At 71.2% G+C, this 22168-nt stretch carries 21 protein-coding genes; 12 read left to right on the plus strand and 9 right to left on the minus strand.

Features of this window, described 5'->3' with window-relative positions:
• Positions 1–8: 8 nt before the first annotated feature.
• The 6 genes from ACIRQH_RS33835 to pssA all read left to right on the plus strand — a co-directional run bounded on the left by ACIRQH_RS33835 (position 9) and on the right by pssA (position 6409).
• Positions 9–2057 carry a protein meaA gene (locus ACIRQH_RS33835; RefSeq protein WP_358820147.1) on the plus strand — a complete coding sequence of 683 codons (2049 nt, stop codon included), beginning with the start codon at positions 9–11 and terminating at the stop codon, positions 2055–2057.
• A complete protein-coding gene (locus ACIRQH_RS33840) occupies positions 2054–3019 on the plus strand; it encodes a CoA ester lyase (RefSeq protein ID WP_358820148.1) in 966 nt (321 codons plus the stop codon). Before ACIRQH_RS33835 ends, ACIRQH_RS33840 begins: the two co-directional genes overlap by 4 nt.
• A gap of 4 nt (positions 3020–3023) precedes the next feature.
• Positions 3024–3536 (plus strand): MaoC family dehydratase, encoded by a 513-nt coding sequence (locus ACIRQH_RS33845; protein ID WP_358820149.1) that lies wholly within the window; start codon positions 3024–3026, stop codon positions 3534–3536.
• A gap of 2 nt (positions 3537–3538) precedes the next feature.
• Positions 3539–4744 carry an acyl-CoA dehydrogenase family protein gene (locus tag ACIRQH_RS33850; protein ID WP_081220194.1) on the plus strand — a complete coding sequence of 402 codons (1206 nt, stop codon included), beginning with the start codon at positions 3539–3541 and terminating at the stop codon, positions 4742–4744.
• Positions 4745–4914: 170 nt separating this feature from the next.
• The gene (locus ACIRQH_RS33855; protein WP_081220193.1) at positions 4915–5571 is read left to right on the plus strand and encodes a phosphatidylserine decarboxylase; all 657 of its coding nucleotides are present in this window, start codon (positions 4915–4917) and stop codon (positions 5569–5571) included.
• Between the two features lie 55 nt (positions 5572–5626).
• Positions 5627–6409 (plus strand): CDP-diacylglycerol--serine O-phosphatidyltransferase, encoded by a 783-nt coding sequence (gene pssA, locus ACIRQH_RS33860; RefSeq protein ID WP_355874302.1) that lies wholly within the window; start codon positions 5627–5629, stop codon positions 6407–6409.
• 68 nt (positions 6410–6477) lie between these two features.
• Here the strand turns inward: pssA and ACIRQH_RS33865 are convergent, their stop codons facing one another.
• From ACIRQH_RS33865 to ACIRQH_RS33885, 5 genes are all read right to left on the minus strand, one after another.
• Positions 6478–7746, minus strand: coding sequence for an ABC transporter substrate-binding protein (locus ACIRQH_RS33865; RefSeq protein WP_404228608.1), 1269 nt, complete (start codon positions 7744–7746; stop codon positions 6478–6480).
• On the minus strand, positions 7743–8876 hold the full coding sequence (locus ACIRQH_RS33870) for a branched-chain amino acid ABC transporter permease (protein WP_404228610.1): 1134 nt from the start codon (positions 8874–8876) through the stop codon (positions 7743–7745). The genes ACIRQH_RS33865 and ACIRQH_RS33870 overlap by 4 nt, the downstream gene beginning before the upstream one ends.
• Positions 8869–9759, minus strand: a complete 891-nt coding sequence (locus tag ACIRQH_RS33875; protein ID WP_358820151.1) for a branched-chain amino acid ABC transporter permease — start codon at positions 9757–9759, stop codon at positions 8869–8871. Before ACIRQH_RS33875 ends, ACIRQH_RS33870 begins: the two co-directional genes overlap by 8 nt.
• Entirely contained in the window at positions 9756–10541 is a 786-nt protein-coding gene (locus ACIRQH_RS33880; protein WP_358820164.1) for an ABC transporter ATP-binding protein, read from the minus strand. The genes ACIRQH_RS33875 and ACIRQH_RS33880 overlap by 4 nt, the downstream gene beginning before the upstream one ends.
• Before the next feature lie 177 nt (positions 10542–10718).
• A complete protein-coding gene (locus tag ACIRQH_RS33885; RefSeq protein WP_358820152.1) occupies positions 10719–11525 on the minus strand; it encodes an ABC transporter ATP-binding protein in 807 nt (268 codons plus the stop codon).
• Positions 11526–11705: 180 nt separating this feature from the next.
• On the opposite strand from ACIRQH_RS33885, the gene ACIRQH_RS33890 reads away from it, so the two are divergent.
• Positions 11706–12926: a PucR family transcriptional regulator gene (locus tag ACIRQH_RS33890; RefSeq protein WP_388876547.1), complete on the plus strand. Its 1221-nt coding sequence runs from the start codon at positions 11706–11708 to the stop codon at positions 12924–12926.
• Positions 12927–13161: 235 nt separating this feature from the next.
• Here the strand turns inward: ACIRQH_RS33890 and ACIRQH_RS33895 are convergent, their stop codons facing one another.
• Positions 13162–14313, minus strand: coding sequence for a glycerate kinase (locus tag ACIRQH_RS33895; RefSeq protein WP_388876550.1), 1152 nt, complete (start codon positions 14311–14313; stop codon positions 13162–13164).
• A 206-nt stretch (positions 14314–14519) separates the two neighbouring features.
• On the opposite strand from ACIRQH_RS33895, the gene ACIRQH_RS33900 reads away from it, so the two are divergent.
• Positions 14520–15599 carry an ADP-ribosylglycohydrolase family protein gene (locus ACIRQH_RS33900; RefSeq protein WP_404228613.1) on the plus strand — a complete coding sequence of 360 codons (1080 nt, stop codon included), beginning with the start codon at positions 14520–14522 and terminating at the stop codon, positions 15597–15599.
• Between the two features lie 45 nt (positions 15600–15644).
• Entirely contained in the window at positions 15645–16139 is a 495-nt protein-coding gene (locus ACIRQH_RS33905; RefSeq protein ID WP_358820156.1) for an NUDIX hydrolase, read from the plus strand.
• A gap of 48 nt (positions 16140–16187) precedes the next feature.
• Here the strand turns inward: ACIRQH_RS33905 and ACIRQH_RS33910 are convergent, their stop codons facing one another.
• Positions 16188–16469 carry an SHOCT domain-containing protein gene (locus ACIRQH_RS33910; protein ID WP_404228618.1) on the minus strand — a complete coding sequence of 94 codons (282 nt, stop codon included), beginning with the start codon at positions 16467–16469 and terminating at the stop codon, positions 16188–16190.
• Between the two features lie 311 nt (positions 16470–16780).
• Here ACIRQH_RS33910 and ACIRQH_RS33915 point away from each other — a divergent pair, with 311 nt between their 5' ends.
• Positions 16781–17209, plus strand: coding sequence for a hypothetical protein (locus tag ACIRQH_RS33915; protein WP_388876562.1), 429 nt, complete (start codon positions 16781–16783; stop codon positions 17207–17209).
• Between the two features lie 88 nt (positions 17210–17297).
• Here ACIRQH_RS33915 and ACIRQH_RS33920 read toward each other — a convergent pair whose 3' ends face one another.
• The gene (locus tag ACIRQH_RS33920) at positions 17298–17717 is read right to left on the minus strand and encodes a DUF6325 family protein (protein ID WP_388876667.1); all 420 of its coding nucleotides are present in this window, start codon (positions 17715–17717) and stop codon (positions 17298–17300) included.
• Positions 17718–17882: 165 nt separating this feature from the next.
• Positions 17883–18527, minus strand: a complete 645-nt coding sequence (locus tag ACIRQH_RS33925) for a GAP family protein (protein WP_404228680.1) — start codon at positions 18525–18527, stop codon at positions 17883–17885.
• 341 nt (positions 18528–18868) lie between these two features.
• Between ACIRQH_RS33925 and ACIRQH_RS33930 the strand changes: the two genes are divergently transcribed.
• Positions 18869–20287: a DUF2252 domain-containing protein gene (locus ACIRQH_RS33930; protein WP_388876568.1), complete on the plus strand. Its 1419-nt coding sequence runs from the start codon at positions 18869–18871 to the stop codon at positions 20285–20287.
• A 13-nt stretch (positions 20288–20300) separates the two neighbouring features.
• Positions 20301–22130, plus strand: coding sequence for a glycoside hydrolase family 15 protein (locus ACIRQH_RS33935; protein ID WP_388876571.1), 1830 nt, complete (start codon positions 20301–20303; stop codon positions 22128–22130).
• The last annotated feature ends 38 nt before the right edge of the window (positions 22131–22168 follow it).

The raw sequence follows: 22168 nt of genomic DNA on the forward strand, positions 1-22168 counted from the left end.
GGTCCGCCATGACCGAGCGTCAGCCCGCCCCGGCGAGGGCGGAGAAGGACCGGCCGTGGCTCATGCGCACGTACGCCGGACACTCCACCGCCGAGGCGTCCAACGAGTTGTACCGCCGCAACCTCGCCAAGGGGCAGACGGGCCTGTCGGTGGCCTTCGACCTGCCCACCCAGACCGGCTACGACCCCGACCACATCCTCGCCCGCGGCGAGGTGGGCCGCGTCGGGGTCCCGGTCTCGCACGTCGGTGACATGCGCCGGCTGTTCCAGGACATCCCCCTGGAGCAGATGAACACCTCGATGACCATCAACGCCACCGCCATGTGGCTGCTGGCGCTCTATCAGGTCGTCGCCGAGGAGCAGGGCGCCGACATCACCCAGCTCCAGGGCACCACCCAGAACGACATCGTGAAGGAGTACCTGTCGCGGGGCACGCACGTGTTCCCGCCGGTCCCCTCCCTCCGTCTCACGACGGACATGATCACGTACACGGTGAACCACATCCCCAAGTGGAACCCGATCAACATCTGCAGCTACCACCTGCAGGAGGCGGGCGCCACACCGGTCCAGGAGATCGCGTACGCGATGTCCACCGCGATCGCCGTCCTGGACGCGGTGTTCGCGTCCGGGCAGATCGCCGAGGACCGCAGGGGCGACGTGGTGGCCCGGATCTCCTTCTTCGTGAACGCGGGCGTCCGCTTCATCGAGGAGATGTGCAAGATGCGGGCGTTCGGGCGGATCTGGGACAAGATCACCCGCGAGCGGTACGGCATCGAGAACCCCAAGCAGCGCCGTTTCCGCTACGGCGTCCAGGTCAACTCCCTCGGCCTGACCGAGGCGCAGCCGGAGAACAACGTCCAGCGGATCGTGCTGGAGATGCTGGCCGTCACGCTCTCCAAGGACGCCCGCGCCCGCGCTGTCCAACTGCCCGCCTGGAACGAGGCGCTGGGCCTGCCCCGCCCCTGGGACCAGCAGTGGTCGCTGCGCATCCAGCAGGTCCTCGCGCACGAGAGCGACCTGCTGGAGTACGAGGACATCTTCGAGGGCTCGCACGTCGTCGAGGCCAAGGTGGCGTCCCTCGTCGAGGAGTCGCTGGCCGAGATGGACCGGATCGAGGAGATGGGCGGCGCGATGGCCGCCGTCGAGTCGGGCTACCTGAAGTCGCAGCTCGTCTCCTCGCACGCCGAGCGCCGGGCCCGTATCGAGGGCGGCACCGACAAGATCGTCGGCGTCAACGTCTTCCAGTCGACCGAGCCGAACCCGCTCACGGCCGACCTGGACGCGGCGATCATGACGGTCGACCCCGCGGTCGAGGCCCAGGCGATCTCCGCGCTCCAGACCTGGCGGGACACGCGCTACCAGCCGCCCTTCAACCACCCGCGCCCGTGCAAGGCGCTGGAGCGGCTGAAGGCGGCCGCCGAGGGCACCGGCAACCTCATGGAGGCGACCCTGGAGTGCGCCCGCGCCGGCGTCACGACCGGCGAGTGGTCCGGTGCCCTGCGCGAGGTGTTCGGCGAGTACCGCGCCCCCACCGGCGTCTCGTCCGCGCCCGTCGCGGTCAGCGCCGGCGAGGGCACCGGACTCGCCCTGGTGCGCCGCAAGGTGGAGCTGACGGCCCGGGACCTGGGGGTCGGCAAGCTCCGCTTCCTGGTGGGCAAGCCGGGCCTCGACGGGCACTCCAACGGCGCCGAGCAGATCGCCGTGCGGGCCCGCGACGCCGGGTTCGAAGTGGTCTACCAGGGCATCCGGCTGACCCCGGAACAGATCGTGGACGCGGCCGTCGACGAGGACGTGCACGCCGTGGGCCTGTCCATCCTGTCCGGCTCGCACGCGCAGTTGGTGCCGGACGTCCTGGAGAAACTGCGCAAGGCCGGCGCCGCCGACATCCCGGTGATCGCGGGCGGGATCATCCCGAACGCCGACGCCGAACAGCTGCGTGCCGCGGGAGTGGCCGCCGTCTTCACCCCGAAGGACTTCGACATCACCGGAATCATCGGCCGTATCGTCGACGAGATCCGCAAAGCGAACAAGCTCGGCCCCCTGGAGGTCCCCGCATGACCACGCCCGTCAACCGTCTGCGTCCGCGCCGCTCCTGTCTCGCGGTACCGGGAAGCAACCCCCGCTTCCTGGAGAAGGCGCAGGGGCTCCCCGCGGACCAGGTCTTCCTCGACCTGGAGGACGCGTGCGCGCCGCTGGCCAAGCCCGACGCCCGCCACACCATCGTCAAGTTCCTCAACGAGGGCGACTGGACCGGCAAGACGCGGGTCGTGCGCGTCAACGACTGGACCACCGAGTGGACGTACCGCGACGTCGTCACGGTCGTCGAGGGCGCGGGGCAGAACCTCGACTGCATCATGCTGCCGAAGGTCCAGGACGCCCAGCAGGTGGTGGCGCTCGACCTGCTGCTGACGCAGATCGAGAAGACGATGGGCTTCGAGGTCGGCAGGATCGGCATCGAGGCGCAGATCGAGAACGCCCAGGGGCTCAACAACGTCAACGAGATCGCGCAGGCCTCCCCGCGCGTCGAGACGATCATCTTCGGCCCGGCCGACTTCATGGCGTCGATCAACATGAAGTCGCTGGTCGTCGGCGAGCAGCCGCCCGGCTACCCGGCGGACGCCTACCACTACATCCTGATGAAGATCCTGATGGCCGCCCGCGCCAACAACCTCCAGGCGATCGACGGCCCCTACCTGCAGATCCGCAACGTCGACGGCTACCGCGAGGTCGCCCGGCGGGCCGCCGCCCTCGGTTTCGACGGCAAGTGGGTGCTGCACCCGGGTCAGGTCGAGGCGTCCAACGAGATCTTCTCGCCCTCCCAGGAGGACTTCGACCACGCCGAACTGATCCTGGACGCGTACGAGTACTACACGTCCGAGGCGGGCGGCAAGAAGGGCTCGGCGATGATCGGCGACGAGATGATCGACGAGGCGAGCCGCAAGATGGCCCTCGTCATCTCCGGCAAGGGCCGGGCCGCTGGCATGCGGCGCACGTCCACGTTCGAAGCCCCGGAGGCCTGAGCACATGCAGTTCGGACGCACCTACGAGGAGTTCGAGGTCGGCGCGGTCTACAAGCACTGGCCCGGCAAGACGGTCACCGAGTACGACGACCACCTGTTCTGCCTGCTGACCATGAACCACCACCCGCTCCACCTGGACAGCAACTACGCGGAGAAGACCACCGACTTCGGCGCCAACGTCGTCGTCGGGAACTACATCTACTCGCTGCTCCTCGGCATGTCCGTACCGGACGTGTCGGGCAAGGCGATCGCCAACCTGGAGATCGAGTCGCTGAAGCACGTGGCGCCGACCTTCCACGGCGACACGATCTACGGCGAGACGACGGTCCTCGACAAGACACCCTCCCGGTCCAAGACGGACCGCGGGATCGTGTACGTCGAGACCAAGGGCTACAAGCAGGACGGCACGCTGGTCTGTGTCTTCCGCCGCAAGGTGATGGTCCCCACCGAGACGTACATCAAGGAGCGCGGCGGCGAGCAGCCCGGTCGCCCCCAGCTCAAGGAGCAGGAGAAGTAGCCATGGCGCGACTCGCCCAGACCGCCGGTCTCACGGACGTCCAGCGGGAGATCCTCTCCACCGTCCGGGACTTCGTGGACAAGGAGATCATTCCGGTCGCGACCGAGCTGGAGCACCGCGACGAGTATCCGCAGGACATCGTCGACGGCCTGAAGGAACTCGGCCTCTTCGGCCTGATGATCCCGGAGGAGTACGGCGGTCTCGGCGAGTCCCTCCTGACGTACGCGCTGTGCGTCGAGGAGATCGCGCGCGGCTGGATGTCCGTCTCCGGCATCATCAACACGCACTTCATCGTGGCGTACATGCTCAAGCAGCACGGCACGCAGGAGCAGAAGGACCACTTCCTGCCGCGGATGGCGCTGGGCGAGGTGCGCGGCGCGTTCTCGATGTCGGAGCCGGCGCTCGGCTCGGACGTGTCGGCGATCTCGTCGAAGGCGGTGAAGGACGGCGACGAGTACGTCCTCAACGGCCAGAAGATGTGGCTGACGAACGGCGGGACGTCGACGCTGGTGGCCGTTCTGGTCCGAAGTGACGAAGGACACCCCGAGGGCACGGCGCCCCACAAGTCGATGACGACCTTCCTGGTGGAGAAGGAGCCCGGCTTCGGAGAGGTCCGCCCCGGCCTCACGATCCCCGGGAAGATCGACAAGATGGGTTACAAGGGCGTCGACACCACCGAACTCATCATGGACGGACTGCGCATTCCGGCCGATCGTGTGCTCGGCGGCACCACGGGCCGAGGGTTTTACCAAATGATGGACGGAGTGGAGGTCGGCCGGGTCAACGTCGCGGCCCGTGGCTGCGGTGTCGCCCAGCGTGCATTTGAGCTGGGTGTCTCGTATGCCCAGCAACGACACACTTTCGGCAAGGCGATCGCCCAGCACCAGGCCATCCAGTTCAAGCTGGCCGAGATGGCTACCAAGGTCGAGGCCGCCCATGCAATGATGGTGAACGCGGCTCGCAAAAAGGACTCCGGGGAACGAAACGACCTCGAAGCAGGGATGGCGAAGTACCTCGCCTCCGAGTACTGCAAGGAGGTCGTGGAGGATGCTTTCCGGATCCACGGCGGCTACGGCTTCTCCAAGGAGTACGAGATCGAGCGCCTGTACCGCGAGGCGCCGATGCTGTTGATCGGCGAAGGTACCGCCGAAATCCAGAAAATGATCATCGGCCGCAGGCTGCTCGAAGAGTATCGACTCCAGGGTTAGATGTCCTGGTTCGGGGTGTTTTCTTCGCGAAGAAGATCACACCCCGTCAACACTCTTCGGCCGTCGACTCCGCTTCCTGGCTTGCCCAGTTGTGGTGGGCGACCGGTACGATCGCGTGAAAGCCGCCGTCCCCCGTAAGAGCGCGGCATCATCCGCTACGAAGGTCATCCATGCCCCACAGCCAAACCTCTGCACCTCGCGACAGCCGGACCGGCGTCCGCCTCGCGCGCGGAGCATCGCCGTGGCTCCTCCCGACCGTCGCCACCGCAGCACTCAGCCTGGCCCGTTCGCGCCGCTCCGGCGCGGCCCGGGCCGTGGCCGTACCCGCCACCGCGCTCGCGGCCGGGATGCTGTGGTTCTTCCGCGACCCCGAGCGCGAGATCGCTCAGGGCCGGGTCATCTCGCCCGCCGACGGTGTGGTGCAGAGCATCATGCCGTGGAAGGACGGACGGACCCGCGTCGCGATCTTCATGAGCCCGCTCAACGTCCACGTCAACCGTGCGCCCCTCTCCGGCACGGTGACGTCGGTGGAGCACATCCCCGGCGGGTTCGTTCCGGCGTTCAACAAGGAGAGCGAGAACAACGAGCGCGTCGTCTGGCACTTCGACACCGAGCTCGGTGACATCGAGATGATCCAGATCGCCGGCGCCGTGGCTCGTCGCATCGTCCCGTACATCCCCCAGGGCACCAAGGTCGAACAGGGCGACCGGATCGGTCTGATCCGCTTCGGCTCGCGCGTCGACATCTACCTGCCCGAGGGTGTCGAGGTCGATGTGGAGGTCGGTCAGAAGACCGTGGCTGGGGTGACTCGAATTGACCGTGGTTGATCCTGAGACACAGGCCGGCTGGGTTCCGGAGGCCGACGACATCGACGACGAGGAGATGCCCCTCTCGCTCCGTCTGTCGATAGCGGACACCCTCACCCTCGGTAACGCCACGTGCGGTTTCATGGCGGTGTACTTCACCACCACCGGCATCCTGATCCCGCACCTCACGGGCAGCCAGGAATCCGGCATGGGCCGCAACAGCGCGGCCACGGCCGTCATCCTGATGCTCTGCGCGGCGGTCTTCGACCTGTTCGACGGTCTGGTCGCCCGCAAACTGCGCTCCTCCCCCATGGGCGCCGAGCTGGACAACCTGTCGGACCTGATCAGCTTCGGCCTCGCGCCGGCGTACTTCGTGCTGGTCTACGGCATGGTCGCGGACGACGCGCATCAGCGGGTCGCCGCGGTCGGTGCCATCGTGGTGCTGCTGGCGGTGGTGCTGAGACTGGCGCGGTTCTCGTGCGTGACGGTCAAGGACGGCACCTTCCAGGGCATGCCGTCCCCGTTCGGAGCCCTCACCGTCGTCTCCATCGTGCTGCTGGAGCTGCCGTTCGTCGCCACGCTCATGGCGATCATCGGCACCGCCTGGCTGATGGTGAGCCGGGTCGAGTACCCGAAGCCGCGGGGCCGCCTCGCGGTCGCGATGCTCTCCTGGATCGTCCTCTCGATGGGTCTCCTGGCCGCGTGGGCGTTCGACGCCCCGAGCGGTCAGCTGCTCCTGCAGACCGGCTGTGCGCTCCAGCTGGTCATGGGAGCGGTCATCCCGCTGTTCGCCACGGCCCGCCGGGTGAACAACTTCCGGGACAACCGCCGCGAGGCACGGGCCGCTCAGCTCCCGTAGCCTCGCGTACATCGTCACGAGGGCCCCGAACCGTCCGGTTCGGGGCCCTCGTGCGTGCGCGGGACGGGTCAGGAGGCGCCAGGGGTGTATCCCTGGGCGGCGGACGAGGCCTCGGCCTCCTGGACGACCTTCATGCCGCCCACGGCGCTCTTGTCGGGCCGCAGGATGACGCTCTCCTTGGAGGAGGCCGCCTTGGGGTCGCTGAAGTTCTGGGTGACGCCGAAGCCCGGATCGAACGCGTCGATGGTCAGCAGGGCCTTGTCGACGCCCTCGCGGGTGAGGTCCTTGGCCGCGCAGGCCTTCTTCAGTGCCTCCCCGAACGCCGAGGCTGCCGTCCAGCCGGCCACCACGCCGTTGTCCAGGCTGTCCTTCGGGTAGGCGGCCTTGTAGTCCGCGACCAGCTTCTTCGCCTGCGGGGTGTCGGCCCCGACGGGCAGGGACGGCGAGGCCACGTAGTAGTTCGCCTCCAGCGCGGGGGCGGCCGGGGTGGCGAGGAGCTGCGGGGCGTACGCCGAGTTGTTCCCGATGATCGGGACGCCGAACCTGCTCGCCGCCGCGACCCCGACGAGCGAGGCCGCCTGCCGCGGGCCCGCGCTGATCACGATGGCCTTCACCCCGGCCTTCTTCAGGGCGACGACCTGCCCGGTCATGTCGTTGTCCGTCGGCTTGATCTTCTGCTCGACGACCTTGAGACCTGCCTCCTTCGCCATGTACCGGGAGCCGGTCAGGGCGTTCTCGCCGTAGTCGCCCTCGAAGTACACGTGCCCGATCTTGTCGCCCTTCTTGAGGCCCTTCTCCTTCATCAGGAAGTCGATCGCGTTGATCGTCTCGATGTCGTACGTGGAGCCGATGACCCGGATGTACGGGCTGCCCAGCAGCGTCGCCGACCAGGCCTGCGGCAGCACGAGCGCCTTGTCCTGGCCGTCGATGCGCTGTTTGACGGCGGCCACGAAGGGCGAGCCGATGAACTGGGTGAAGCCCAGCACCTTCGGTGCCAGCTCCGTGTAGCCGGAGACGGCCTTCTGCGGGTCGTAGCCATGGTCGCGGACGGTCAGCGCCAGCTTGTAGCCGCAGACCCCGCCGTCGGCGTTGACCTGCTTCACGTACAGCTGCTGGGCCTGGGTGACGCTCTTGCCGAGTGTCGCGTACACGCCCGTCATGTCGGTGAGCACGCCGAGGTTGATCGTCTTGCCGGAGATTCCGTCGCCGGTCTTCACCCCGCCGGCGGCGGGCTTGTCACCGCCGTCGTCGTCCTTGGCCTTGGAGCTGCAGCCGGCCAGCACGAGCAGTGCGGCCAGCGCCCCGGCGGCCATCCTGGCCGTATGCGTCGTTCTCATCGTTCCTCCCCTGCTGTGGCCCCGGGACGGGGCCGGACGCGGAGCCGGGCGGCCACCCTGACCAGGCCGCCCGGCAGAAAGAGCACCACCGCCACCACAGCGGCGCCGTACAGGTACCGGGCTGCCTCACCAGGTGCGACCCCGCCGGTGCCCGGGTCCGAGACCAGGGGCAGCGCGTCGCTGTAGCGGGTGAGCAACTGGGGCAGCAGCGAGACGAAGACGGCTCCCACCACCGCCCCCGAGACCGAACCGAGCCCGCCGATGACGATCATGGCGAGGTATTCGAGCGAGAGCGTGATCCCGAAGTAGTCGGGCACCGTCCGCTGGAAGACCAGGGCGAGCAGCACCCCCGCCAGTCCCGCGTACATCGAGGACAGGACGAAGACGGCGGCGCGGTAGCGGGCGACCGGCACGCCGATCACCCCGGCCGCGATCCGGTGGTCGCGGATCGCGTTCATGGCCCGCCCCGGACGGCCGCGCAGCACCCCGCGGGCGAACACCCCGCAGCCGAGGAGCAGCACGAGACCCGCGTACCAGAGCTTCTCCGCCGAGCCGAAGGGCACGGCCGCGACGACGACCTCGCGGTCGTCGAAGGTGAGGCCGAAGAGGCTCAGCGGCGGTACGTCGCGGCCGTTGAAGCCGCCGGTCAGATCCGTCGCGTTGAACAGGACGTGCTGCCCGATGAAGATCAGGGCGAGCGTGGCGATGCCGAGGTAGGCACCGCGCAGCCGGCCCGCGATCGGGCTGAACAGACCTCCGGCGATCCCGGAGACGGCCACGGCGAGCACGGCCGCCAGCCAGGTCGGCAGACCCAGGCCGGTCGGGCCCCCGTCCCCGTCGGCGGCGAACACGCAGTAGCCGTACGCGCCGACCGCGAGGAAGAAGGCGTGGCCCATGGAGAGCTGGCCGGTCGCTCCGGTGAGGAGGTTCAGGCCGATCGCGCCGATCGCCGCGGCCATCGCGAACAGTCCCGCCTGCAGCCAGAACCGGTCGAGATAGAAGGGGAGGGCCAGGAGCAGGAGCCCGCCCGCGGCCCCCAGCACGCCCCGGGCGCCGGGCAGCCGGACGGCCCGGCGCGGAGCGGTCGGCGGCGCGCTGCTCGCCTCGTCGCGGGTGAGGACCTCAGACACGGGCGAGCTCCTTCGTACCGAACAGCCCGGCGGGCCGGATGAGCAGGATCGCGACCATCACGAGGTAGGGCGCGAGGTCGCCGAGGCCGCGCCCGAGGAAGGTGAGGTCGCTCTGGTAGCCGGTGGCCATTGACTCGGTGACGCCGACGAGGAGGCCGCCGACGAGGGCGCCGGTGGTCGAGTCGAGCCCGCCGAGGATCGCCGCGGGGAACGCCTTGAGCGCGGCGAGCGAGGTGGCGCGTTCCAGCCCGGGGGTCGGGAAGACGGTCAGGAACAGCGCTGCGACGGCGGCGAGACCGCCCGCGACCGCCCAGGCGCCCAGCGACACCCGCCCGAGCCGCACGCCCATCAGGGCCGCGGTCTCCGGGCTCTCCGCGGCGGCCCGCATGGCCACGCCCCAGGAGGTGAAGCGGAAGGCGAGCAGGAAGGCCGTGATGAGCAGGGCCGCGGTGACGAACGCGGCGATCCGGGTGTGCGCGAGGGAGACCGGTCCGACGGTGAGGACGGCGTTGCCCCAGGGGTCGCCCATCGCCAGGACGTCCGTGCCGATGCGCCGGGTCAGTTCGGTGGTGAGCAGGATGTCGACGCCGATGGTGACGATGGCGAGGACGCTCTGGTCGGTGCCCCGGTAGCGCCGCATCACGAGGAACTCCACGGCGGCCCCCACCAGGGCCGCGCCCGCGACCCCGGCGAGCAGGGCGGGCCAGAAGCCGATGTCGTCGTGGAGGGTCGCGGTGACGTAGCCGCCCGCGAGGAGCAGCGAGGCGTGCGCGAAGTTCACGACCTCGGTGGCCCGGAAGATGACGACGAAGCCGAGGGCGATGAGGGCGTAGACGGAGCCCATGGACAGGCCGTTGAGCAGGAGTTCGACGAAGGTGCTCATGAAGCGGTCTCCTCTGGCTCGGCGCGCTCGCCCAGGTAGGCCCGCACCACCGCCGGGTCGTTCTGTACGTCTGCGGGGGCGCCGTCGGCGATACGGCGCCCGAAGTCCAGTACGGTCACCGCGTCCGCGAGCCGCATCACCACCCCCATGTCGTGTTCCACCAGGACGATCGAGATGCCGAGGCTGTCGCGGACGCCCGCGACGACCGCCGCGGTACGGCGCCGTTCGTCGGCGGTCATGCCGGCGACTGGCTCGTCGAGGAGCAGCACCCGCGGCTCCATGCACAGCGCCCGTGCCAGCTCGGCGAGTTTCTGCTGCCCGTACGGGAGGGAGCCCGCGGGCCGGCCGAGCTGTCCTTCGAGTCCGACGAACGCGGCGATCTCGCGGACGCGTTCGCGGTGCCGCCGGTCCTCGCGGGCCGCCGCGGGCAGCCGCAGGCCGGCGGCGAGGAAGCCGGTGCGGGTCAGCCGGTGCCGGCCGAGCAGCAGGCAGTCCTCGACGGTGGCGTGCGGTGGCAGGGCGAGGTTCTGGAAGATGCGGGCGACGCCGAGGCCGGCGATGCGGTGCGGGGGCAGCCCGGTGAGTTCCTGGTCGCCGAGCCTGACACTGCCGGCGGCGGGCCGGCAGACACCGGACAGCACGTTGAAGCAGGTCGACTTGCCCGCGCCGTTCGGCCCGATCAGGGCGTGCACGGTGCCCGGGCTGACGGTGAAGCCGACCGCGTCGAGCGCGGTCAGCCCGGCGAACCGGACCGTCACGTCCCTGACCTCCAGCGGCGGGATGCCGGGGTCCGCGCCGTCCCGGGCGTCCGTGGGGCCTCGGGTGCCGGGTTCCGGCCCGTGCCCGGGCGGGCCGGACGGGCGGTCCGGGACGGGCCCGGCCGCCGGCCCCGGCCGGGCGGCGCCGGTGGTCTGCGTGGTGTCGTGCGGTGCCGCTCCGTCGCGTTCCTTCACGGCGGCTCACCCCTTCCAACGGGACAGGGACGGAAGGCCGTCGCGCGCGGTCGCCCCGTCGGCCGCGGCGTCCTCGTCGACGACGCCGAGATAGCGGCGGCGCACCTCGTCGGAGGCGGCGAGTTCGTCCGCGGCGCCCGACAGGGTCACCTCGCCGACCTCCAGCACGTAGGCGGTGGTGGCGAGCCGCAGGGCGAGGGCGGCGTTCTGTTCGACGAGCAGGACGGAGGTGCCCTGTTCGTTGATCTCCCGCACGGTGTCGGCGATCCGCGCGGCCATCAGCGGGGCGAGCCCGAGCGAGGGCTCGTCGAGCAGCAGCACCTTGGGGGCGCCCATCAGGGCCCGGCCGACGGCGAGCATCTGCTGTTCCCCTCCGGACAGCAGTCCCGCGCGCTGCTGGGCGCGTTCGGCGAGCACCGGGAACAGGTCGTGCACGCGCCGCAGGGCCCGCGCCCGGTCCACCCGGCCGCCGGTGCCGCCGAGCGCCCCGGCGCGCAGGTTGTCCGCGACCGTCATCCGGGCGAACACCCGCCGTCCCTCCGGGACCTGGGACACCCCGGCGGCCACCACCCGGTCCGGCGCCAGCCGGTCCAGCGGCCGTCCCCCCAGCGTGACCGTGCCGCCGGTCACCGCTCCCCCGTGGAAGGAGAGCGTCCGGCACACGGCCCGCAGCAGCGTCGACTTGCCCGCGCCGTTGCTGCCGAGGACCGTCACGACGGTCCCCTCCGGCACCTCCAACGACACGTGGCGCAGTGCGCGTACGGGCCCGTATCCGACCGACAGTTCCCGGACGAGCAGAGCGGAACCGCCCATGGCACCTCCCTTGTTCTCGCTCGGTGTGGCGCTCACCTCAGCACCGGCGGAGCGGCCCGTCCACGGCCCGCGGCCGAATCGCGGCGGCAGCCCAGCGGTGGTGGCCGGCCGTTGTGCACGCGCACAACACCGCGTGTCAGGGGCCTGTGCGAGCCCCTCCCGGGATGGCATCCTCCGGCCATGGGAGGGCGTGGACCGCGAACCGGTCAGGACTGGAAACTGCTCGCGGAGTCGTGTGTGGCTCTGCTGGAACGGCTGCCCGAGCTCGTCGACGAGCACATCAGGCAGCTCACCGAGTACTCCCCCGTCTACGGGCAGGTGCTGCCGCACGACCAGCAGTGGCGGGAGGCGGAGACCGCGATGCGCATCGGTATCCAGGCGATCTCCGCGCCACGGGACTCACCGCGCCGCGATCTGGAGCACGCCGAGGAGGCCGGCCGGCGGCGGGCCCGGCAGGGGCTGCCGCTCGAACTCCTTGTGCACGCCTACCGTTCCGCGGGCTATCTGGTGTGGGACGCGCTGATGGAGAGCGCGGCCGGCCGGGAGCCGGAGCGGCTGGCCGTGCTCATGCGGTGCGCCACGATGGTGTGGTCGGCGGTCGACGTGCAGGCCGCGACCGCCTCGGAGTCCTACCTCGCGACCGAGCGGGAGCTGCGGCGGCGCACCGACGAGCGGTTGCAGGCCCTGCTCGACGCGCTGCTGGAGGGGCAGGAGGCGCCGGGTCTCGCGGCCCGGGCCGCGGCCGGGCTCGATCTGCCCGAGCACGGCCCGTACGCCGTCGTCGTCCTGCGCACCGAGCGCCACGACACGCGCGACGGGCGGGACGGCTGTGTCCGGCCGATGCTCGGCGCGGGACTGCGGTTCATCTGGCGGATGCGGGCCGACTGCGAGATCGGTGTGGTGGCGCTGGACCCCGGGCAGGGCCTGGACGCGGTGGCCCGGCTGCTGGACGGGCGGCGCTCGGGTCCGGGCGGGATCAGCCCGGTCGTGTCGGGGCTCGGCGAGCTGGGGCGGGCCCGCCGCTGGGCGGAGCTGGCGCTGCGCACCTGCCCGCCGGACGCGACCGCTGTCGTACGCCTCGACCAGCGGATGGCGACCGCCCTCGTGGTGAGTCAGCCGGAGCTGGCGGGCCGGCTGGTGTCGGACGTGTTCGGCGCGCTGCTGGAGCTCGAACCCGGCGACCGGGCCGTGCTGATCGAGACGCTGGACATGTGGCTGGCCTGCGAGGGCTCGGCGGGCCGGGCGGCGGGACGCCTGTACTGCCACCGGAACACCGTCTTCAACCGCCTGCGCCGACTGGAACAGCTGACGTCCCGGTCCCTGGCCCGCCCCCGCGACCTGATCGAGATGACCCTGGCCCTGGACGCGTACCGCCTGGCCGGGACGGGGACGACACGCTGAGCCGCGCCGAGCGGCCGCCGCAGGCGGTACGGGCGGCAGGTTCCGGCCCGCCGAGACGTCACGGGCGACCCCCGCGGGCTCCACGGGGAGAGCGGCGCGGGTGGACACCACGGCGAGTCGCCGCAGGCCACGCGGTGAGACGCCGTGAGCCTGCGCGGGCGGTACGGGGCGGCGCGGGTCCTCCGCGGGGCGGCCGGCCGGGGTGGTGGTGACGTGGCCGGCGCGCCCCGTGGCCTCAGGCCAGGAAGTCGCGACCGATGTTCTCCGCGACGCGCTCCAGGAGGGGGCCGGCGTCGGCGATGCACTTGGCGATGTCGGGCTCGACCTCGGTGAGGGGGTAGGCCCGCCGGATCCCGGCGCTGCCGAGGGCCTCCGGCCGCAGGGCGAGCCGGCCGCAGACCGCGACGACCTCCTTGCCCTCGGCGCGGGCGGCGGCCGCGACCCCGGCGGGGGCCTTGCCGTGCAGGGTCTGCTCGTCGAGGGACCCCTCGCCGGTGATCACCAGAGTGGCCCGCTCCAGCGCGGGAGCGAATCCGAGGACGTCGAGCATGACCTCGATACCGGCCCGGAAGCGGGCCCCGAGGACGAGCGCCCCGTAGCCGATGCCACCCGCGGCACCCGCGCCGGGCGCGGCGGCGTACTCGGCGGCCTTCGGCCCGATCGCCTTCTCCAGAACCGTGGCGAAGTGGGCGAGCGCGGCGTCCAGCGTCGCCACGTCGTCGGGGCTCGCGCCCTTCTGCGGGCCGTACACGGCGGGTGCTCCCTTGGGCCCTGTCAGCGGGTTGTCCACGTCGCTGGCGAGGACGAGGTCGACCGCGGTGAGCCGGTCGTCCAGGCCGGACAGGTCCGCGGTCTCCACGTCCCGCAGCGCGGCGCCGCCAGGTGCCACCGGCCTTCCGTCCGCGTCGAGGAAGCGGGCGCCGAGCGCCGACAGCATGCCCGCGCCGCCGTCCGTGGTCGCGCTGCCGCCGACGCCGAAGACGATGGTGCGCGCGCCGGCGTCGAGGGCGGCCCGCAGCAGTTCCCCGGAGCCGTACGTCGAGGCCGTCAGCGGCGCGAAGACGCCCGCGGGAAGCCGCTGCAGCCCGCTCGCCTCGGCCATCTCCACCACCGCGGTGTCGCCGCGCAGCGCGTACGCGGCGCTCACCTCGTCGCCGAGCGGCCCGGCGACCCGCACCTCGCGGCGCTCGAACCCGGCCGCGACGGCCGCGTCGACGGTGCCGTCGCCGCCGTCGGCCACGGGCAGCGACTCGACCTCGACCTGCGGCACGGCCCGGCGCAGTCCGGCCGTCACGCGCTCAGCGACCTGTACGGCCGTCAGCGATCCCTTGAACTTGTCCGCGGCGATGAGCACACGGGGGGTCCGATCCACTGCAGCGTCCGCCACCTTGCATTCCCCTTGCTTTCGGGCCTTGCACACGTCAAGGCAGTCGCGCCGCTGCGACCTTAACCGGAGGAAGCCCTCGCCGTCATGCCCCGCCCGGCCTGCGGGACGGCCCGCGGGCACGCTCCCGGTCCCAGGCCGGGGACCTCCGGAACGGAACGCTCCGCGCGGGACGGGCAGGGACGTCCTGAAACGGGTAGACCCCAGCCATGACCCCTGTGGGCACCGAACTCGCCGACCGCGTCCTCGGGGGCTGGCTGGGCCGGATCGCGGGCAACATGCTCGGCAAACCGGTCGAGCAGGGCGACCACTGGACGCGGGACCGCATCGACCGCTACCTGCGACGGGCCTCGGCCCTGCCCCTCACCGACTACCTGCCCGCGCCCGCGGGCGACGGACCGGGCGAGGAGTTCCGGCTGCGCCCGGAGTGGCAGCGGTGCGTGCGCGGCCGGATCCACGGCAGTGTCCGGGACGACGACGTGGACTACGCCATCCTGGGCCTGCACCTGCTGGAGACGCACGGCTTCTCCTTCAGTACCGAACAGCTCGGGGACCTGTGGCTGCTGCGCCTGCCGTACCTGCAGACGTTCACGGCGGAACGCGCCGCCTACCGCAACCTCGCCCAGGGACTGAAGCCCCCGCTGACGGCGACGTACGAGAACCCGTACCAGGAGTGGATCGGCGCGCTGATCCGCGCCGACATCTACGGCTGGACCTGCCCGGGGCTGCCGCACCGCGCCGCGTCCCTGGCCCGCCGGGACGCTGTCCTCTCGCACACCGGCAACGGCGTGTACGGCGCGATGTGGGCGGCGGCGCTGATCTCCGCCGCGTTCACCGCCGCGACCGTCCGGGACGCGCTGGACACGGCGCTCACCGTCATCCCGGCGAGCAGCCGCCTGGCCCGCACCGTGCGCCGGGTCCTCGCCCTCCACGAGACCCGGATGACCTGGGAGGACACACTCACCACGGTGTCCGAGGAGACGGCGGGTCTCGGCTGGATCCACTCGGTCCCGAACGCGGCGGTGCTGACGGCCGGGCTGCTGTACGGCGACGGCGACTTCACCCGGACCGTCACGCTGACCGTCCGCGGCGGCCTGGACACCGACTCGAACGGCGCGACCGCGGGGTCCGTCGCGGGCGTCTTGTGCGGCGCGGCGGCGGTCCCCGCCCAGTGGAAGGACCCGCTGGAGGACACCGTCCGCAGCGCGGTGTTCGGTTTCGACGGAGTCGGCATCAGCGAGCTGGCCACCCGCACGGTGGCACTGGCCGAGGCGCGAACGGCGGCATGAGGCCGCGCGTCCGGAGGACGGGCGGGGTGTCGTTACCCTTTCCGGATGACCACTTCGGACTTCGCCGCCTACATCGCCGGCCTGCCGCGTGTCCTCGCCGCGGCCGCCGCTCTCTTCCGCGACGCCGAGGGGAGCGTCCTGCTCGTCGAGCCGAACTACCGTGAGGGCTGGGGCCTTCCGGGCGGCACGGTGGAGTCGGACGACGGCGAGAGTCCGCGCCAGGGAGCGCGCCGGGAGACGGCCGAGGAGATCGGCCTCGACGTGGAGCTGGGCCGACTGCTGGCCGTCGACTGGGTCCAGGGCCCCGGCCGCCCGCCCCTGGTGGCCTACCTGTACGACGGTGGAGTCCTCGGCGACGGTGATCTCGAGGCGATCCGGCTGCAGGAGGAGGAGCTGCTGTCCTGGCGTCTGGTGCCGCGTGCGGAACTGTCCGCCTACCTGCCCGGCGTTCTGAGCCGACGCGTCGTCGCGGCGCTCGACGTGCTGGAGCGGGAGGGCGCGGGAGCGGCGGAGCTGGAGAACGGCCACCGGGTGAGCTGAACGGGCCGATCCGGCCGGGCAGTTCGGCCCGGTGGGCCGGGGAACCGCTCAGCCGAGGATGCGGCGCTTCTGCTCCTCGAACTCCGCCTCGGTGAGGACGCCTTGGTTCTTGAGGTCGCCCAGCTGCTTCAGCTGGTCGATCTTGCTGGTCATGTCGTCGGCGGGCGGCGGAGGCGGCGCGGCCGCCGGCGCGGGCTCCTGGTAGGCCTGGGCAGGCGCCTCCTGCTGGGCCCAGCGCCCCGCCTGTCGGCGTGACACGCGGTTGGAGACGGCGGTGGCCGTACCGGCCACCACGGCGGTGCGGGCGACCCCGCGGAGGAGACCTGGCACGGTGTTTTCCTTTCACGCACAGGGCATTTGAAAGAGCCGGAACGGAATTCCGCCCGCGCGCCGTGTTCCCGGTGCGCGGGCGGATCCGAGCCCCGTACGCAAGGCCTGAGGAAAATGCTTGCGTTCCGGGCCGGACCGCTCCGGACAGACCCTTCCATTGGAGCACCGCGGGGCCTCTTCCGCACGTCGATCCGGGAGCGATATCCCTCTGTTTCCGAGATCTGCCGGTCCGTCATTCCCGTGGCAAGCTGAATCGTGGGCCACCGGCCGTCACCCGGCCGGTGGTGAGGTCTACGCACAAGGAGCTCGCGATGACGACGACGGATACGCACCGGCGCGACACCGGTGGCAGTTCGGGAATGTGGGTGTCCGGCTGGACGGCGTTCGCCGGGGTCATGATGATCTTCGGTGGTGCGATGGCCATCTTCGAGGGCATCTCCGCCATCGCGAAGGACGACGTCTTCGTCACCACCCGCAACTACACGTACAGCTTCAACCTGACGAGCTGGGGCTGGATCCACCTCATCCTCGGCATCCTCGTCGTCATCGCGGGCCTCGCCCTGTTCCGCGGCATGATGTGGGCCCGCGTCGTCGGTGTCGCCCTGGCCGGCCTGTCCATGATCGCCAACTTCATGTGGCTGCCGTACCAGCCGGTGTGGGCGATCGTGCTGATCGCCATCGACGCGTTCGTCATCTGGGCCCTGTGTGTGGGTCCCGGCCGCGAAGCGCACGCCCGGTAGAACCCCCGGGCAGCACGGTCACCTCGTCTCCCAACGGCAGCGGCCCCGCATCTCGGTGCGGGGCCGCTGCCGTTCGCCGGGTCGCGCCCTATCCGGCGTCCGTCTCGTCGAGGGCGGCGAGGATGGCCGGTACCGGGATGCGGCCGGAGGCGACCATCCGGGCTCCGCCGCGTCGCAGGGCCGTGGCGAAGGGCGCGGCCCACAGGTTCTCGTAGACGAGGATGCCGGCGGAGTTGCCGGGTTCCAGCGCCTGGCCGGCCTCCGCGATGTCGTCCTCGCCGAGCAGGCCCGAGGAGGCGCCCTCGAAGACGGCGAGGTCGAGCACCCCGTCCCCGTCCAGGTCGGCGATCTCCAGGCCGACCACGGATCCGTCCTGCTCCTTCTTCACGAACAGGAGGTCGAGGATGCGGATGAGTCCGCGGTCCACCAGGTCGATCAGGAGGGGAAAGCCCTCGCCGGTCATTCGACTGCCGGGAAACTCGATGACCACATAGTCGATCGGTCCCATCTCGACGAATTCTTCTTCGCTCACGGCTTCATCCCTGGGTGGTCGCGGAATTCCCCCTGCCCCTCAATTCCTCTCCATTGCAGCACCGGACGGATGCCGACGCACTTTCGCGCGGTGTTCGGAACACGGCCCGCGGCACGCGCGTCGCACCGCGGTCGGCGCGCGTCACGCGGTCAGTTCGTAGATGCTCTTGCCGACCAGCCACAGGCCCAGGAACAGCACCAGCGACACGAGGGCCTGTTCCTGGTGGCCCTCCAGCCAGGTGCGCAGCCTCGCGAGCCGCACGGCGGCCGAGCGGGGGGCGAAGGTCGCGTAGAGCTCCATGGTCAGCAGGCTGGACGAGGCCAGCAGGCAGTAGCCCATGAGGGCGGCGTACGACGCGAGATGCGCGAGGTCGGCCTCGACGACGGTGGCGGCGCCCGCCGCGACCATGCCCCAGGGCTGGAGGAGCAGCGCGAGACCGGCCGCGGACCAGGGGGAGATGCGTTCGACGCGGGACATGAACCCGGAGGGCTTGTGCCGTGTGCCGATCCCGCGGCGGGTGCGTTCCGCGTAGCAGAGGAGGCCGACGCCGACGGCCAGTTTGACGGCCAGGGCCGCGGTGGACGGCGAGGAGTTCGCGGCCGGTGGCTCGCCTCCGGTCATGAGCAGCACGACGGCGATGATGCCGACGAAGGTGGCGAGCCATGTGAGGAGGAAGGCGAGGCCCTTCCAGACGCCGTTGCGGGCGGAGAGCACCAGCACGAATCCGGTGACCGGCAGCGGGTTCAGGGCGATCGCCAGGCCGATGAGGACCAGGTCAAGGACCATCACCGCTCCCGCGTCGCCCGGCGCGGATCCCCATGGCGGCACCGCGCACGTCTTCATCGTCCGCTCCCCCGTCCGCCTCCACAAATCCGCGCCGCGTCCCGGACGGCGGCCGTCGTGCACCGGCCCGGGCGGCTCTTCGCGCTGGCGCCGCGGGCGAGGGAAGCCCGCCCCGGTAAGTCCTCGCGCGAGCGCGCCCCGGACCCGCCCGCGCGGCTCACGACCCTCGCGGCCGGAGCCCGCCGTTCCCGACTCGCCGGACATTTCGCCCGGGGCTACCTTGATGACGGGGCCGGGTGTCCTGAGCGGCGGGCCCGGACCGCGACGCTAGGACGGTGGCCGGTATGACCCCCAAGCACCCGGCCGACAGCCGGACCCCGCACCACACGCCGAAGGAGCGGGCCGCGCTCGGCAAGGCCGCCCGGGCCTCCGTGCCCCGCTCCAGTCACGCGGACTTCACACCCTCCCCGAAACGGACCGACCCGGTGGACATCGTGGAGGGGCAGTCGGCGAACCGGCTGTCCGAGCTGGTCCCGATCCGCTACGGCCGGATGACCGAGTCGCCGTTCCGCTTCTACCGGGGGGCCGCCGCCATCATGGCCGCGGACCTCGCCGACACCCCCCGGTCCGGCATCAGGGCCCAACTGTGCGGCGACGCACACCTGTTGAACTTCCGGCTGCTCGCCTCCCCGGAGCGCCGGCTGATGTTCGACATCAACGACTTCGACGAGACGCTGCCGGGACCGTGGGAGTGGGACGTCAAACGGCTGTCCGCCAGCTTCGTCATCGCGGGCCGGGCCAACGGCTTCAGCACCAAGGAGCGGGCCGGTATCGTCCGGGCGACCGTGCGCTCCTACCGCGAATGGATGCGCCGCTTCGCCGAGTTGGGCAATCTCCCCGTCTGGTACACGCAGTTCGACGAGGAGTGGGTGAAGACCCACTTCGCCGGGGAGCTGAGCGCGCGGGCCCGGGACCGCTGGTCGCAGTCCGCCGCCAAGGCGCGGACCCGGGACAGCGCCCACGCCTTCGGCAAGCTCACCCACATCGTCGACGGCAAGGCCCGCATCACCGCGGACCCGCCGCTCATCACCCCGCTGGACGAGCTGCTCCCCGACGTCGAACGCAGCGCGCTGGAACGGGAGTTCCGGCGGCTGATCGGACGCTACGGCCACAGCCTCAACTCGGACCGGCGGTTCCTGCTGGAGCAGTACCGGATCGCCGACGTGGCCCGCAAGGTGGTCGGCGTGGGCAGTGTGGGCACCCGCTGCTGGATCATCCTGCTGCTCGGCCGGGACGACGACGATCCGCTGCTCCTCCAGGCCAAGGAGGCGGACGAGTCGGTGCTCGCGCCGTTCGCCGGTGCGAGCGCGTACCGGACGCAGGGCGAGCGGGTGGTCGCCGGGCAGCGGCTCATGCAGGCCACCAGCGACATCTTTCTCGGGTGGGAGCGGGCCGACGGCATCGACGGCCGCCGACGGGACTTCTATCTGCGGCAGTTGAGGGACTGGAAGGGCATCGCGCAGCCCGAGGCCATGGTGCCGTCCGGCATGCGCGCCTTCGGTGAGCTGTGCGGCGCGACGCTGGCCCGCGCCCACGCGCGCTCGGGGGACCGGATCGCGATCGCCTCGTATCTGGGCGGCGGTGACGTCTTCGACCGTGCGCTGGTCACGTTCGCCGAGCGCTACGCCGACCAGAACGACAAGGACTACCGGGCACTCGTCGACGCCGTCCGCTCGGGGCGGGTCACGGCCGAGGCGGCCTGAGAAGGAGGCCAGCATGGATCGCTATCCGCCCATCGCCGACCACGGCCTCATCGGGGACCTGCAGACGGCGGCCCTGGTGTCGTCGCAGGGCGTGGTCAACTGGTTCGCGGCACCGCGCTTCGACTCCCCCAGCATCTTCGCCTCGCTCCTGGACCACGACGGCGGCGGGTACTTCCGCCTCGCACCCGAGCATCCCGAGGGAAGCTGGAAACAGCTGTACTACCCCGACACCGCCCTCCTGGTGACGCGTTTCATGTCCCCGGACGGCGTGGGCGAGGTCATCGACCACATGCCGGTCCTCACCGACAGGACACCGAGCGACCGGCACACCATCGTGCGTGTCGTGCGCTGTGTGCGCGGCACCGTGCACTTCGCGCTGGAGTGCCGGCCCCGGTTCGACTACGCGCGGGCCGAGCACCAGCTCGAACTGACCGCCGACAGGGCGACGTTCCGGTCGCCGGGCATGACGGCCCACCTGCAGGGCGGCATCCCGTTCGAACGCGACGGGCAGGACGTCCGGGGCGGCATCACCCTGCGCAACGGGGAGACGGCGGGCGCCGTGTTCACGGTGTGCGGCGCGGACGACGAGACCCTGCCGACACCCAGCGTCGACGCGATCACCGAGAACCTGTGGAACAACGTCGACTTCTGGCAGCGGTGGGTACGCACCTCCAACTACCGGGGCCGCTGGACGGAGATGGTGCACCGCTCCGCGATCACTCTCAAACTCCTCACGTACGCCCCCACCGGCGCCCCGGTCGCCGCCGCCACGATGGGACTGCCCGAGCAGGTCGGCGGGGAACGCAACTGGGACTACCGCTACACGTGGGTGCGGGACGGCTCCCTGTCGGTGCGCGCGCTCCTCGACCTCGGATACGTGGAGGAGGCGACGCAGTTCACGCACTGGCTCGGCGAACGCTTCGCGGCCCGCATGGGGTCCGAGGGCGAACCCCTCCAGATCATGTACCGGGTCGACGGCGACCCGCATCTGACGGAGGAGATCCTGGAGCACTTCGAGGGCTACCGCGGCTCGTACCCCGTCCGCGCGGGCAACGCCGCCTCGGACCAGTTGCAGCTCGACATCTACGGCGAGGCCCTGTACGCCCTGGCGCAGGGCCGCGACGTGGGCGAACAGGCGGGCTACCACGGCTGGAAGGGGCTGGCCGGAATGCTCGACTGGCTCGCCGACTCCTGGGACCGGCCCGACGAGGGCATCTGGGAGACCCGCGGCGGACGCAAGGACTTCACGTACAGCCGGGTGATGTGCTGGGCCGCCTTCGACCGGGGCCTGAAGCTGGCCGCCGAGTTCAGCAGACCGGCCGACACCCGGCGCTGGACGCAGGCCCGGGACGCCATCCTCGAACAGGTCATGGAACGCGGCTGGAGCGAGAAGGAACAGGCGCTGGTCCAGCACTACGAGGGCGACGTCCTGGACGCGTCGCTTCTGCTCGCGCCCCGCGTCGGCTTCATCTCGCCGCGCAGCCCCGGCTGGCTGTCCACCCTCGACGCCATGGAACGCGTCCTCGTCTCCGACAGCCTGGTCTACCGCTACGACCCCGAGGCCTCACCCGACGGACTGCGCGGCTCCGAGGGGACGTTCAGCCTCTGCACGTTCCTGTACGTCGACGCGCTCGCCCGGGCGGGACGCCTCCCCCAGGCCCGCTACACCTTCGAGAAGATGCAGACGTACGCCAACCACGTCGGCCTGTTCGCGGAGGAGATCGGCCCGAGCGGCGAACAGCTCGGCAACGTCCCGCAGGCCTTCACCCACCTGTCGCTGATCATGGCCGCGACGACCCTGGACGAGTCCCTGGACCGCGCCCTCGAACTGGGCGCCCGCTGAACCCCCGGAAAGATATCCGCTCGCCGCCCCGCCCCCGG

The organism is Streptomyces sp. NPDC102279 (assembly GCF_044766365.1).
GTDB lineage: Bacteria > Actinomycetota > Actinomycetes > Streptomycetales > Streptomycetaceae > Streptomyces.

Coding starts and splice junctions, on each gene's coding strand:
- ACIRQH_RS33835 (WP_358820147.1), top strand. CDS start 9: ATGACCGAGCGTCAGCCCGCCCCGGCGAGGGCGGAGAAGGACCGGCCG.
- ACIRQH_RS33840 (WP_358820148.1), top strand. CDS start 2,054: ATGACCACGCCCGTCAACCGTCTGCGTCCGCGCCGCTCCTGTCTCGCG.
- ACIRQH_RS33845 (WP_358820149.1), top strand. CDS start 3,024: ATGCAGTTCGGACGCACCTACGAGGAGTTCGAGGTCGGCGCGGTCTAC.
- ACIRQH_RS33850 (WP_081220194.1), top strand. CDS start 3,539: ATGGCGCGACTCGCCCAGACCGCCGGTCTCACGGACGTCCAGCGGGAG.
- ACIRQH_RS33855 (WP_081220193.1), top strand. CDS start 4,915: ATGCCCCACAGCCAAACCTCTGCACCTCGCGACAGCCGGACCGGCGTC.
- pssA (WP_355874302.1), top strand. CDS start 5,627: ATGCCCCTCTCGCTCCGTCTGTCGATAGCGGACACCCTCACCCTCGGT.
- ACIRQH_RS33865 (WP_404228608.1), bottom strand. CDS start 7,746: ATGAGAACGACGCATACGGCCAGGATGGCCGCCGGGGCGCTGGCCGCA.
- ACIRQH_RS33875 (WP_358820151.1), bottom strand. CDS start 9,759: ATGAGCACCTTCGTCGAACTCCTGCTCAACGGCCTGTCCATGGGCTCC.
- ACIRQH_RS33885 (WP_358820152.1), bottom strand. CDS start 11,525: ATGGGCGGTTCCGCTCTGCTCGTCCGGGAACTGTCGGTCGGATACGGG.
- ACIRQH_RS33890 (WP_388876547.1), top strand. CDS start 11,706: ATGGGAGGGCGTGGACCGCGAACCGGTCAGGACTGGAAACTGCTCGCG.
- ACIRQH_RS33900 (WP_404228613.1), top strand. CDS start 14,520: ATGACCCCTGTGGGCACCGAACTCGCCGACCGCGTCCTCGGGGGCTGG.
- ACIRQH_RS33905 (WP_358820156.1), top strand. CDS start 15,645: ATGACCACTTCGGACTTCGCCGCCTACATCGCCGGCCTGCCGCGTGTC.
- ACIRQH_RS33915 (WP_388876562.1), top strand. CDS start 16,781: ATGACGACGACGGATACGCACCGGCGCGACACCGGTGGCAGTTCGGGA.
- ACIRQH_RS33920 (WP_388876667.1), bottom strand. CDS start 17,717: ATGGGACCGATCGACTATGTGGTCATCGAGTTTCCCGGCAGTCGAATG.
- ACIRQH_RS33925 (WP_404228680.1), bottom strand. CDS start 18,527: ATGGTCCTTGACCTGGTCCTCATCGGCCTGGCGATCGCCCTGAACCCG.
- ACIRQH_RS33930 (WP_388876568.1), top strand. CDS start 18,869: ATGACCCCCAAGCACCCGGCCGACAGCCGGACCCCGCACCACACGCCG.
- ACIRQH_RS33935 (WP_388876571.1), top strand. CDS start 20,301: ATGGATCGCTATCCGCCCATCGCCGACCACGGCCTCATCGGGGACCTG.